11 protein-coding genes are annotated in these 12,377 nt (G+C 42.3%); 2 read left to right on the forward strand and 9 right to left on the reverse strand.

Going from position 1 to position 12,377, the window contains the following annotated elements; translation table 11 throughout:
- Position 1: 1 nt before the first annotated feature.
- The 5 genes from waaA to rfaD all read right to left on the reverse strand — a co-directional run bounded on the left by waaA (position 2) and on the right by rfaD (position 5,692).
- A complete protein-coding gene (waaA, locus tag DUN60_RS15335; RefSeq protein ID WP_114634214.1) occupies positions 2 to 1,267 on the reverse strand; it encodes a lipid IV(A) 3-deoxy-D-manno-octulosonic acid transferase in 1,266 nt (421 codons plus the stop codon).
- Positions 1,261 to 2,316: a lipopolysaccharide heptosyltransferase II gene (gene waaF, locus DUN60_RS15340; RefSeq protein WP_162808223.1), complete on the reverse strand. Its 1,056-nt coding sequence runs from the start codon at positions 2,314 to 2,316 to the stop codon at positions 1,261 to 1,263. The genes waaA and waaF overlap by 7 nt, the downstream gene beginning before the upstream one ends.
- Positions 2,313 to 3,548 carry an O-antigen ligase family protein gene (locus tag DUN60_RS15345; RefSeq protein ID WP_114634216.1) on the reverse strand — a complete coding sequence of 412 codons (1,236 nt, stop codon included), beginning with the start codon at positions 3,546 to 3,548 and terminating at the stop codon, positions 2,313 to 2,315. Before DUN60_RS15345 ends, waaF begins: the two co-directional genes overlap by 4 nt.
- Positions 3,549 to 3,562: 14 nt before the next feature.
- The gene (gene lpxM, locus DUN60_RS15350; protein WP_114634217.1) at positions 3,563 to 4,576 is read right to left on the reverse strand and encodes a lauroyl-Kdo(2)-lipid IV(A) myristoyltransferase; all 1,014 of its coding nucleotides are present in this window, start codon (positions 4,574 to 4,576) and stop codon (positions 3,563 to 3,565) included.
- Between the two features lie 174 nt (positions 4,577 to 4,750).
- Positions 4,751 to 5,692 carry an ADP-glyceromanno-heptose 6-epimerase gene (gene rfaD / locus DUN60_RS15355; protein WP_114634218.1) on the reverse strand — a complete coding sequence of 314 codons (942 nt, stop codon included), beginning with the start codon at positions 5,690 to 5,692 and terminating at the stop codon, positions 4,751 to 4,753.
- Between the two features lie 152 nt (positions 5,693 to 5,844).
- Here rfaD and DUN60_RS15360 point away from each other — a divergent pair, with 152 nt between their 5' ends.
- Together DUN60_RS15360 and DUN60_RS15365 are read left to right on the forward strand one after the other, a co-directional pair.
- Entirely contained in the window at positions 5,845 to 7,008 is a 1,164-nt protein-coding gene (locus DUN60_RS15360) for a nucleotide sugar dehydrogenase (RefSeq protein WP_114634219.1), read from the forward strand.
- A gap of 157 nt (positions 7,009 to 7,165) precedes the next feature.
- A complete protein-coding gene (locus DUN60_RS15365; protein WP_065106098.1) occupies positions 7,166 to 7,804 on the forward strand; it encodes a TetR/AcrR family transcriptional regulator in 639 nt (212 codons plus the stop codon).
- Between the two features lie 456 nt (positions 7,805 to 8,260).
- Here the strand turns inward: DUN60_RS15365 and DUN60_RS15370 are convergent, their stop codons facing one another.
- The 4 genes from DUN60_RS15370 to secB form a co-directional block, all read right to left on the reverse strand.
- Positions 8,261 to 9,412: a murein hydrolase activator EnvC family protein gene (locus DUN60_RS15370; protein WP_114634220.1), complete on the reverse strand. Its 1,152-nt coding sequence runs from the start codon at positions 9,410 to 9,412 to the stop codon at positions 8,261 to 8,263.
- Positions 9,413 to 9,509: 97 nt separating this feature from the next.
- Entirely contained in the window at positions 9,510 to 10,331 is an 822-nt protein-coding gene (cysE, locus tag DUN60_RS15375; RefSeq protein ID WP_009847961.1) for a serine O-acetyltransferase, read from the reverse strand.
- Positions 10,332 to 10,574: 243 nt separating this feature from the next.
- Positions 10,575 to 11,621: an NAD(P)H-dependent glycerol-3-phosphate dehydrogenase gene (gene gpsA / locus DUN60_RS15380; RefSeq protein ID WP_114634221.1), complete on the reverse strand. Its 1,047-nt coding sequence runs from the start codon at positions 11,619 to 11,621 to the stop codon at positions 10,575 to 10,577.
- Positions 11,622 to 11,817: 196 nt separating this feature from the next.
- Positions 11,818 to 12,285: a protein-export chaperone SecB gene (gene secB, locus DUN60_RS15385; RefSeq protein WP_114634222.1), complete on the reverse strand. Its 468-nt coding sequence runs from the start codon at positions 12,283 to 12,285 to the stop codon at positions 11,818 to 11,820.
- Between the last annotated feature and the right edge of the window lie 92 nt (positions 12,286 to 12,377).

The following is a 12,377-nucleotide window of genomic DNA, read 5'->3' on the forward strand; positions in this document are numbered from 1 at the left end:
ACTAATACTCATTAACTAATGTGGTTGTTTTATCTAAAGAACCGCTATTTTCGGTCATAAACTTAAGAAGCTTTCTTGATTGCTTGTAGCGTTCCTCATGCTCTAAGAGCAATCTAGATATATCACTTCCCAAGCTCTGAGGGGTTGATACTTGGATTGCTCCAATATCAATTAGGCTTTCAACAATAAATGAAAAGTTATAGTAGCTTGGTCCTGTGATAGTAGGGATACCTAAAGCTGCTGGCTCCAGAACATTATGTCCTCCGACTTCATTTCCTATTAAACTGCCACCCATGAAGCACACGTCGCTAGCGCCTAGAAAAGTTAGCATTTCACCTATTGTATCCCCGAGGAATACTTGGACACTTTCTTCAATCGGTATTTTTGATGTACGCCTAGTGGTTTTAAATCCTTCATTAGCACATAGATAAAATACATCATTAAATCTTTCAGGATGTCGGGGAACTAATACAAGTAATGCGTTAGGAATATGCTCTAAAATATGTTTGTGCGCATTCAAGGCTAGAACATCTTCGCCTTTGTGTGTGCTTGCTGCAATCCAAATAGGACGTTCGCATCCGAGGCGTTGACGTAGTTTAGTGCCTAGTCGTTTGGATTGAGGTGATATTTCAATATCAAATTTGATCGAGCCAGTGATTTTTAACTTATCTTGAGGTACACCTAAAGACTGGAAGTGTTCAGCATCAGTTTTATGTTGGCATAGTACTTGAGTCAAACATGGCTCGATGATGTTAAAAATTGGTTTGAATTTGGCGTAATTGTCACGAGATTTTTGGGATAACCTAGCATTTACAATGGTAACAGGGATACCAAACTTGTTTACTTCATAAAGTGTATTTGGCCAAAGTTCAGTCTCTATTATCAACATCTTACAAGGCTGAGTTGCTTTTAAAAAAGATCGAACAGCAAAGGCAAAATCTATCGGCATGTAGCGATGTTCGACCAAAGAACCAAGCTTTGAAATTTGTTCCGCGCCGGTACTTGTTGTTGTTGTAACTAAAATAGGTTGTGTCGGATTTTCATTTTTCAATGCTTTAATTAATGGGGTAGCGGCGATGCACTCACCTACTGATACTGCGTGAATCCAGATCGGGCGATCATTTGATTTTAGTTTCTGGATTATCCCAAAATGTTCTTTCCAACGATTTCCAAATTTTGGCTTGTTTGGCTTGCTTCTATAGAGCCCAAATAATAGTACAGGGGAAACTAAAGTGAGAAATAGAGTGTAAAGCGTGCGAATTAACATGAACTAACCGTAATCGCTTCAAGTCTTTGAATACTAGAGAGTACTTGTGCTGGTGATAGCTCACTCAAGCACTTGAGATGGTTAAATTGACACTCACGCTTAAAACAAGGTCGACAGGCAATATCGGTATGTACGATTTCAACTTTCTTTGCTAAAGGTGGCGTGTATTTGGGTGATGTGGACCCATAAACTGCTACGACTTTACAACCAACCGCGGCAGCAACATGCATTAAGCCAGAATCATTCGCGACTACAGTTTGACATGCTCCAAGTAAGTCAACGGCTTCAATCAGACTCGTCTGACCCGCTAATACATGTATATTGTGGCGTAGACCTTCAGGTACCAATGCCTTAATATTATTACAAGTTTCGAAATCTTTCTGTGAACCAAACAGCCAGACTTGTTTGTTTAGTTTACTCATTGCAGTTGCAACTTCTGCGTAGTGCGTTTCAGGCCATTTTTTTGCAGGGCCAAATTCTGCCCCAGGGCAAAGGCCGATGATACCGCCATCTAGATCTAGGTTGAACTTTCTAATGGTTGCGAGTTGCTCTTTCTTGTCAATGGTTAAAGCTGGTCGAGGTAAATGTTTAAGTCCACCAAGTGAGCTAGAATCAAGCATATTTTCTTTAGGGTGTGCTAATGCGACATAGCGTTCGACCATATATTGAAACGACTTTTTATTTGGTCGAAGGTCGTTCAATAGTCCATAGCGCATTTCCCCCTTCCATCCCGTTCGTTTTGGGATATTAGCAAACCAAGGGATGAGCGCCGACTTTGCTGAATTGGGACAAATGAAAGCTTGGTCGTATTGAGTTGCTCGTAGTGTCTTACCCAAAGCACGACGACCAAGGAAATTGAACTCTCCATGGCCGATAGGCATATCAATTGCTTGGTTAATTTCTGGCATACGCTCCAAAATGGGTTTACACCAATTTGGAGCGATAACATCTATAATCGCGTCTGGATATTGTTGCTTCAGTGTTGTGTATAGAGATTGAGACATCACCATGTCACCAACCCAAGAGGGCCCTATTATCAGGATTTTCATGATGTTATGGTCTCTGGTTTGATATTGTTTGAATAGGCGGCCCCAAAAAATATTGCAGTGCCTATTGTGTAATAAAGAATACCTGAATGGTGTGCGAGGTAATGTTGAGTCAAGCTAAAACCAATCACTGATGTTATGTGGACAATGCCCGCGACTGCAAAAAAGTATTGGTTATCTCTAGAGCCTGATTTTTGAACTTTTTTCCATAATAGATAGAGCGGAATGCCAAAGAAGGCAAGCATAGCGAATAATCCAATCAATCCTTTTGTTTGAAGCTCTTCAAAAAACTGGTTGTGAGCTCGTTTATAATTTAAAACACTTTTGTCAACTAAGCCTTTTTCTACCTGCTCTTTTTTTGCTTGTTTTACGCCTTCAAAACCTTGACCGAATATGGGCTTGTCTAAAGCTGAATAAGTCGCTGATTTCCACATCTCTAAACGAAAGCCTGAAGATGTTTGAGAATCGTTGTTTTGATATTCATGAATGTCTGAAATCATAGAGCTGATTCTGGGCTCAATAGTAGGGTAAGAGAAAATCACTACAGCAACTATTGAAAATACAGATATCGCTTTAGAGCGAAAAGAAAAGTAGTTTCTATAATAATAGAATAAACAAGCAATGATTAAAGGAAGCAACAACCAAGCTCCACGGGCTCCCGCAAGTAGAGTTGCAGATAATCCAAGGATTGTGCTTATCATTGATACTAAAACCAACGCACGATCTTGAGTATGCTTCGCATAAATTAGAGATACAATGGACAACAAAGCTAGAGAAGAGGCTATCCCACCTGCTTGAATTACCATGTATCCATTGTCAATAAATGCTCGGCCCCCTGAGCTTATAAAATCATAAATCGCAAGGACTCCTGCAATACTCGCACCTAAGCATATGGAGTGAAAAATTATTTTTATTGAAGGGGGAGTAGTCGAAATAAATAGCATTATAATGGCTGCAAATATGACACGGGTAGGCATATCTAATTGGCCTAAATCACCACCATAAATTATTAACGATAATGCAGTGACCACAAAATAACCAAGCAGGGCACAAATCGCTGCTTTAATCTCAGGGTTGCTTTTATGGCGAATAGTCCATGGTAAAGAAAACAAAGCAACCAATAGAAGAGGGGTCGCCGCAAGCTTATAACTAGAACCCGTTAATAGTAAACACGAAAAAAATACCCCAGAAACAAGTGAACTGGCGTTAAAGCGAATATTGGAGGATATTGTCATTTCTGGTCTTGTTCTTATTTTTTATGGTTAGTGTAATTGTATGAATCGACTGTCCAGTCACTGTCATAGCGAGGTTTAAACAAGTTATAGAAGTTCGTTCCATCTTGCTGTGTATAGAGAAGCTGGAGAATCCACATGTATTGTTCTGGCTTTGGCTCAATAAACGTCTCAATAGCTTGATTCATAGCTCGAGCATCTGCCTGATCTTCACTCTGAAGTTCAAGGACGGGTAGTACTTCTAAGGTGTACTTTCCTGTTTCAGGGTCGATGGATGCGAAAAGCGGAACTATCTTAGCTCTAGATAACTTAGCCAATTTACTTAGCCCTGGTAGGGTAGCTTTCGTTGTATCAAAAAAGCTAACGAACTCACTAAGCTCAGCTCCATGGTCTTGATCTGGAAGGTAATACCCCAAATAGCCATCTTTTATTGATTTGATAAATGGCTTTATTCCACCAGAGCGTTCATACACACGACCGCCATATTGAACTCTTTGACGATGCATAAGCCAATCAGACACAGGGTTCTTTTGCTTCTTTGCCATTGCAGAGACAGGGAGGCCCATCGACGCAAGCATTACTGCTGGAATATCAATAGCCCATGAGTGTGGGACTAATAATATGACATTTTCACCGTTATCAGTGTGCTTGGTTAGGTTTTCTTTCCCAACGAATTCACATTGCTCTTGTAACCAATATTTTGATTTTAAAGTCAGTAAGCTAAAGCGAAGTACAAAAACACTAGCCGTGTATAGCGTCTTATAAATTAATTGCTCACGCTCTTGAAAACTAAGATTCGGAAAGCACAGTTCAAAGTTCACCCGGGCTCTATGAGCTGGGCCTTTTTTCGATTTAGATAGCTTTAAAGCAATAATGCGCGCTAACCATTGATGAAAGCGTAATGGAAGTAGGGCTACTGGGAGTGCCAATATAACGGCTAACCAAGTTCCCCATAGCTTAGGAGCGAGGAATGCCCATCGAAAGCTAGGGTTGTAAGCTTTTGGATCAAAGTCATCGCGTTGATTTGTCATTTAAAATCACTAACCTTAAAAGTTACTTAGCTTTTCTATACCACTTTACATTTATTGTATTCGAGGAAGATATAGAGTACTTGCTTGCAGCACTAATCTAATTTTTGCCTTGCCTGGTATAAGACGTCAGGAGGGCGGGGAGTGTTGTCCCCGTCCTCTAAATTTAATGTGATGCTACTTGTTTACAATTTGCATATATTGATCAACGCCTTGCGCTACGGTTTTAAATACCACATCACAGCCAGCTGCTCGAAGTTTCGTAAGATCAGCCTGAGTAAACTCTTGGTAAGCGCCTTTTAAATGCTCAGGGAAAGGAATCGTTTCGATTTCACCTTTACCGTGGTGCTTAATTACCGCTTTGGCAACTTCGTCAAAAGACTCAGCATTGCCGGTACCTAGGTTAAAGATGCCAGAAACACCATTTTCTAAAAACCACAGGTTTACTGCTGCAACATCACCGACATACACAAAATCACGCTGGAATGTTTCGCTACCTGCGAACAGTTTCGGGTTCTCACCGGCGTTCATTTGGTTGTTTAGGTGGAAAGCAACAGAGGCCATGCTGCCTTTGTGATCTTCACGTGGACCGTAAACATTGAAGTAACGGAAACCAGTAATTTGAGGTAACGTCTCGTTATGCGCTACAGCATCCGCGGTTAGGCGACGAACGTAGTTATCAAATTGTTGTTTAGAGTAACCGTAGACATTTAATGCGCCTTCATACTCTTTCTCTTCGATGAAAGTCTCTGTCTCACCGTAAGTGGCAGCTGAAGAGGCATATAGGAAGGGGATCTCACGCTCAACACAGTAGTGCAGTAACTCTTTTGAGTACTCATAGTTGTTAAGCATCATGTATTTACCATCCCATTCAGTCGTTGCTGAACAAGCACCTTCATGGAAAATAGCTTCAATAGGGCCGAAATCATCGCCAGCCATAACTTGAGTTAGGAAGTCGTCGCGATCCATGTAGTCAGTGATGTCTAGGTCTACAAGGTTCTTGAACTTTTTACCGTTCTTGAGGTTGTCGACAACTAGAATATCGTTGTGGCCTGCGTCATTGAGTGCTTTCACAATATTGCTGCCGATCATGCCAGCACCACCAGTTACGATAATCATATTTTTCCTACTCTTTTGAATATAAAACTACCGCGAGTATAGCAAGGAATGACAAAGACGGGCTAGTGGAATAATTCCTTAAGCGGAGTATGATATGAGCAGATTAGTCTTAGGTAAGTGCGCAGTAAGCACTCGAAATTATAGGTATTATCATGAAAATTGCAGTTGCGGGTACCGGTTATGTAGGTTTATCCAATGCGATGTTGTTAGCGCAGAATCATGATGTTGTTGCAGTTGATATCGTCGAAGAAAAAGTATCGATGTTGAACAACAAGCAATCGCCAATCATGGATGTAGAGATTGAAGAGTTTTTGGCTAATCGTGCTTTGAGTTTTCAAGCCACAACCGATAAGCAAGCGTATCAAGATGTAGATTTCGTTATTATCGCTACGCCAACCGACTATGACCCTAAAACGAACTACTTTAATACCAGTTCTGTAGAGTCGGTGATTAGTGACGTAATGATGGTTAACCCGAATGCCGTCATGGTGATCAAATCAACGGTACCTGTTGGTTATACTGAGCGCGTTAAGCAAGATTTGAACTGTGAAAACATTATGTTCTCGCCAGAATTTTTACGTGAAGGCAAAGCCCTGTACGACAACCTGCACCCATCACGAATCATTGTTGGTGAGTGTTCTGAGCGAGCTAAAGTGTTTGCAAACCTTCTTGTTGAAGGCGCAGAAAAAGAGAATATCGACGTACTATTTACTCACTCCACAGAAGCGGAAGCAGTAAAGCTCTTCTCAAATACCTACCTGGCGATGCGAGTTTCTTATTTCAATGAGCTTGATTCTTACGCGGAAGCGCATGGCTTGGATTCTCGTCAGATCATCGAAGGTGTTGGCTTAGACCCTCGTATCGGCAATCATTACAACAACCCTTCATTTGGTTACGGTGGTTACTGCTTACCAAAAGACACCAAGCAACTATTAGCAAACTATCAAGATGTACCAAACAACATTGTGGGTGCGATTGTTGATGCAAACCGTACCCGAAAAGACTTCATTGCGGATTCAATTATTAAGCGCTCGCCTAAAATTGTCGGTATTTATCGTTTGATCATGAAGGCGGGCTCTGACAATTTCCGTGCTTCTTCCATCCAAGGGATCATGAAGCGTTTGAAAGCTAAAGGTATTGAAGTGGTCGTATTCGAACCTGTGTTGGAAGAAGAGCATTTCTTTAACTCGAAGGTGTATTCTGATCTCGAAGAGTTTAAAGCCGTATCAGATGTGATTGTATCCAACAGAATGGTAGAAGAAATCGCAGACGTAGCAGATAAGGTGTACACACGAGACCTGTTTGGCAGTGATTGATTCCAGCAGCGATTAATTACAGCTGTGATTGATCAAAGGTGTGATGGATTGAAGGTGAATTTTAGCGTTTGCTAATTCGACCAGATGTTATCAGCTCGATCTATCCGCTTAGTGGCGATATACTGAACCACTAAACGGATAGGGATACTAGTAACTAATGAAAACACGTGACAAGATTGTTTACGCTGCTCTAGAGCTTTTTAATGAGCACGGCGAGCGTAGTATTACGACCAATCATATTGCTGAGCATATCGAGATTAGCCCTGGTAACCTCTACTACCACTTCCGTAACAAACAAGAAATTGTACGTGATATCTTCACCCTCTATTCAACAGAGTTGCTTGAAAGGTTCACGCCGATTCAAGGCCAGCAAGAAAGCCTGACGCTATTAAAGACCTACTTAGATTCTATCTTCACGCTAATGTGGAAGTACCGATTTTTCTATGCGAATCTGCCTGAAATATTATCACGTGATGAAAAACTCCACCTTGATTACATGGCTGTGCAAGAAAGATTGCAAACCAACCTTGTCGATATTATGAGAGCCTTTGTTGAGTTGAACTTGCTCAAAGCAACGGATGCGGAAATGAAGTCGATGGTCACTTCTCTTCACTTGATCGCATCGGGTTGGTTGGCGTATCAATCTGCGATGTCTCCAAAAGCTCAAATTACTGAGCAAGTTGTACATCAAGGAATGTTGCAGATGATCGCGACCGTTAAACCGATTGCGACAGCTCAAGGCTTTGAGCAGCTGACATTGTTGGAAGATGGTGTAAGGGCGTTGAACTCAAAGTAGAAAGATACGAGTAACGAAGAGCTTAAAAGCAGATGCGAGTAACCGAGATTCGAAGAGCGGTGGTTACTCATTAATACGATTACTGCACTCGCTTTTTAAAGCTCTTGGTTAACATGTTATTCGTATCGATGTCTTCTATCACGCATTGTAAATAGCGACGTCATTCCCTACAGCGAGGTACGAGCGTGATAGGGAATCTTTGTGTTGTGGTGAATTAAACATGACAAATAATATATGAGACTGAGATTCCAGATATTTCGTCCCTCAACTCTGGAATGACGAGGTTTTGTACGTGACTAGTTCAAGGCCTCTTAACTCTTTTGGGTTGCTCAAGATTAATTAGTACCTTTTCCTCGTACCTACTTTAACCCTTCTGTATCTGTATCTGGAGAATTCGCATTCGCATCTGCTTTTAAGCTCTTCGCATCTCGGTTACTCGCATCCTGCATCTGCTCTTTATCGAACTAACCAACTCTTCGGGTTCTGAGCTTGGCTGTTTCTGCGAATCTCAAAGTACAGTGATGGGCGCGTTTGGCCGCCAGTGTCACCTGCAAGCGCAATGGCCTCACCAGCTTTAACTTTATCACCTTCTTTTTTCAGTAGCGCTTGGTTAAAACCATAGAGCGTCATATCGCCTTTACCGTGGTCAAGTAGTACTACTAAACCATAGCCACGAAGATATTCTGCAAATACAACTGTACCTGAGTAAACCGATTTTACCTGCTGACCGTACTTGGCGTTGATCACCATGCCTTTCCAATTTACTTGGCCGGTTTGGCGTGAACCATAGTTATGTAGTACTTTGTCTTTGATTGGCCAAGGTAGTTTGCCTTTACGTTTTGCTAGGCCATCCATAGGGACGGCATTACGTCTCTCTCGAGCCGCTTTTTCTGCTTTTGCTATTTCAGCTTTCAGGCGAGTTTCATTTCGTTGAAGTTCAGCCAAGTAGTTTTTGTCGCCAGAAATATTCTTCTTAATACTGCCAACGGTTTTCTTACGTTGTGTTTGGGTTTTGGCTAAGGTATCGCGCTTGGTGGTTTGTTGTTTTAACAGTGTTGCTATCTGTTCTTGCTCAAGTTGACGCTGTTTATGGCTTTCTTCTAATTCAAGTTGCGTCTGTTCAATCGTTTTGATTGTTGCGGAGCGAGCTTTGGCGAGGTGCTGGTAATAGTGACTGATGCGATCTTCTTCCACACCAGTGTTGAGGATGTGAGAAGACGCTTTAGCTCGACTTGTCATATAGTAAGTCTGAATCAGTTGCTCTAACTTATCGGTATGGATTTTTTTCTGTGCTGTGAGCGCTTTAATCTTGGTGTCTAAGTTAGCAATATTAGCATTAGCGGTATTGAGTTGCTTTTTACTGTCTAGAATCGCCTTTTCAAGCGAAACAATGGATAGCTCTTGTTTCTTGAGGTTTGCCTGTAGGTTGTCGAGTTTTTTCTGCTGTGAGGAAAGGTTTTTTTGTTGGCGAGATATTTCGCTTGAGACGCCTTTCAGTTCCCCCTGAGAGGCGGCAAGTGACGATGTAGATAACAGAGCAGCGCAAAGGCTGGTAGATATCAGAAGAGTCCGGCTAATGGCTCGAATTTGTTTCATCATTATCGTCATTTAGTTGTATTCATCTGCTCTTAATTTTTCGAATTTCGCTAATCGAATCCCGCATCTGCTTTTAAGCTCTTCGTATCTCGGTTACTCGAATCTGCTCTTAAATCCCATCACCATGGATGAAGTTCTGAGAGCGACCATTGAACCCTTGGTCCATATCTAAAGATGGTTTGTCGGTTTTCGGTTTTCCTACAATTTTTGCAGGAACTCCAGCGACGGTCGTATGTGGTGGTACTGCCTGAAGAACCACAGAGCAAGAACCAATCTTCGCGCCTTCACCCACTTCAATGTTGCCGAGTATTTTAGCGCCAGCACCAATCATTACGCCTTCGCGGATTTTAGGGTGACGATCGCCACCTTCTTTACCGGTACCACCTAAAGTAACGTCTTGAAGGATAGATACATCATTTTCAACTACGGCTGTTTCGCCAATCACGATACCGGTGGCGTGGTCGAGCATGATCGCTTTACCGATACGAGCGGCTGGGTGAATATCCACTTGGCAAGCAACTGAAATTTGGTTCTGTAGGTAAGTAGCAAGTGCAATACGCCCTTGCTTCCATAGCCAGTTAGCCACTCGGTAACCTTGCAAAGCATGGTAGCCTTTCAGATAAAGCAGAGGCATCGAGTACATCTCGACCGCAGGATCTCGATTTACCGTCGCGCAGATATCACAAGCAGCCGCATCAATAATCGATTGATCTTGCTTAAATGCTTGTTCAACTACTTCACGCACCGCCATTGCGGGCATTGAAGCCGTCTTTAGCTTGTTAGCTAGGATATAACTTAATGCAGCGCCTAAGCTTTCGTGGTTGATAATGGTGGCATGGTAAAAACTCGCAAGCATAGGTTCTTGCTCTGACTGCTGTCGAGCTTCCTTCACAATGCATTGCCAAACCTTTTGCTGTTCACAGTGTTTCATTTTTCCATCCATTCATTTAAACCAGATACGTGTAGCGAGATAAGAGATTCGAAGAGCTATAAGAGCAGGTGCGAGTAACCGATATTCGAGATACGAAGAGCGAGATGTAAAGAACAGATTAGAGTCGTGAGATACTAGTAATGAAAAGCATTGTCATCGAACGTTTGAAGGCGCTCTTCATCTTTTCGCATCTCGATTACTCGAATCTCTCTACTGCTCTTGAGTTACCCGTATCCGCTCTTATTATCTTTCTGACTTCTTGTCTCGAGCAAGTAAGTCTTGCGCTGCTAAGTGTGCATCTTTTCCTTGATACAACACTTGATAAATTTGTTCAACAATTGGCATCTCAACGCCCATGCGTTCTGATAATAACCAAACTTCTTTGGTGTTGCGATAACCTTCAACGACTTGGCCAATTTCTTCTTGTGCGGTATCTACATCTTTGCCTGCGCCAAGTGCCAAACCAAAGCGACGGTTGCGTGATTGGTTATCAGTACAGGTTAGTACTAGATCGCCCAGCCCAGCCATACCCATAAAGGTTTCGGGTTGTGAACCCAGTGCAGCGCCTAAGCGACTCATTTCAGCTAAACCACGCGTGATCAGTGCAGTTCGAGCATTGGCACCAAAACCAATGCCATCCGACATGCCTGCGCCAATTGCGATAACATTTTTCACCGCGCCGCCAAGTTGCATGCCGATGAAATCTGAGTTTGCGTATACGCGGAATGTTTTACCGCAGTGGATCTTCTCTTGCAGCTCTTCTAAGAATACTTCATCTGGTGAAGCGACAGAGATAGCCGTTGGCATGCCCATCGCTAACTCTTTGGCAAAAGTAGGCCCTGATAGAACCGCTAGCGAGTACCCATCACCCAGCACATCGTGCGCGACATCTTTAAGTAAGCGGCCTGTTTCTGGCTCTAGGCCTTTGGTCGCCCAACAGATGCGAGAATCTGTACCTAAGTAAGGTTTCAGGCTGTTTAAAACAATACCAAACACGTGGCTAGGCACAACAACGAGAAGGTCACGACTTGCTGTTACTGCTTTCTCAAGATCGGATTCGATGATTAGGCTTTCTGGAAAGTCGATATTTGGCAGGAACTCATTATTAGCACGTTCAGATTGAAGACGAGCCATATGAACAGGGTCGTGTCCCCAAAGAACAACATTGGCACCGTTACGCGCTAGAGATATCGCTAAAGAGGTTCCGTAAGAACCGGCGCCTATCACTGTCATCGCAATGTCTTTACCGTAAGCGTCTGCCGTGTTAGTCGGGCGAGTTGTTTCTGTCATGCTTCCACCTAAAAATAATGAGGGAAATCGAAGAGTTCTTGAGATGTTTTCTAAATTAAGAAGAAAAAGCTCTCTATCAAAATACAGTGTAAATAAAAAATGCACATCGCAGAAGCTGCGATGTGCATTTAAAAGCTAAGCTTCTTATAACATAAGCTATTTAAGCGTTCGTTAGAGTTAAGTTCTACTGTGAGACTTAAGCCTGTTCGCCTTCAGCTTGTTGCGCTTGGTTCTGTAGGTAGTTCATGAACAAAGCATCAAAGTTTACTGGCGCTAAGTTCAGTTGTGGGAACGTACCTTTAACCACTAGGCTAGAAATCGTTTCACGAGCGTATGGGAATAAGATGTTAGGGCAGAAAGCACCTAAGCAATGTGCTAGTTGACCAGCTTCCATTTCGCTTGCAGAGAAGATACCACCTTGTTGAACTTCACAAAGGAATGCAGTGTCATCTGCGTTCTTAACCGTAACGGTTAGACGTAGGATTACTTCGAACACGCCTTCGCCAAGTTCACGGCTTTGAGTGTCTAGGTCCAGTTTTACATCTGGGTTCCACTCTTTTTGAAACATGTCTGGAGAGTTTGGCGCTTCAAAAGATACGTCTTTTAGGAAGATACGTTGAATTGAGAAGTTTTGTTGTGCGTCTTGTTGTGCTGCTTCAGCCATTTTCTTGTCCTTAAAAATTTATAATTAGGTTTTGTTCGTCATATCTACCGAACAAAACCTTAAAGTCATATTCGTGTAATTAGGTCAGCTTA

The organism is Vibrio splendidus, from assembly GCF_003345295.1.
Taxonomy (GTDB): domain Bacteria; phylum Pseudomonadota; class Gammaproteobacteria; order Enterobacterales; family Vibrionaceae; genus Vibrio; species Vibrio splendidus_K.

What these genes read in the sequence shown, in the direction of transcription:
- waaA (WP_114634214.1), bottom strand. Translation starts at nt 1,267, where the DNA reads ATGTTAATTCGCACGCTTTACACTCTATTTCTCACTTTAGTTTCCCCT.
- waaF (WP_162808223.1), bottom strand. Translation starts at nt 2,316, where the DNA reads ATGAAAATCCTGATAATAGGGCCCTCTTGGGTTGGTGACATGGTGATG.
- DUN60_RS15345 (WP_114634216.1), bottom strand. Translation starts at nt 3,548, where the DNA reads ATGACAATATCCTCCAATATTCGCTTTAACGCCAGTTCACTTGTTTCT.
- lpxM (WP_114634217.1), bottom strand. Translation starts at nt 4,576, where the DNA reads ATGACAAATCAACGCGATGACTTTGATCCAAAAGCTTACAACCCTAGC.
- rfaD (WP_114634218.1), bottom strand. Translation starts at nt 5,692, where the DNA reads ATGATTATCGTAACTGGTGGTGCTGGCATGATCGGCAGCAATATTGTG.
- DUN60_RS15360 (WP_114634219.1), top strand. Translation starts at nt 5,845, where the DNA reads ATGAAAATTGCAGTTGCGGGTACCGGTTATGTAGGTTTATCCAATGCG.
- DUN60_RS15365 (WP_065106098.1), top strand. Translation starts at nt 7,166, where the DNA reads ATGAAAACACGTGACAAGATTGTTTACGCTGCTCTAGAGCTTTTTAAT.
- DUN60_RS15370 (WP_114634220.1), bottom strand. Translation starts at nt 9,412, where the DNA reads ATGACGATAATGATGAAACAAATTCGAGCCATTAGCCGGACTCTTCTG.
- cysE (WP_009847961.1), bottom strand. Translation starts at nt 10,331, where the DNA reads ATGAAACACTGTGAACAGCAAAAGGTTTGGCAATGCATTGTGAAGGAA.
- gpsA (WP_114634221.1), bottom strand. Translation starts at nt 11,621, where the DNA reads ATGACAGAAACAACTCGCCCGACTAACACGGCAGACGCTTACGGTAAA.
- secB (WP_114634222.1), bottom strand. Translation starts at nt 12,285, where the DNA reads ATGGCTGAAGCAGCACAACAAGACGCACAACAAAACTTCTCAATTCAA.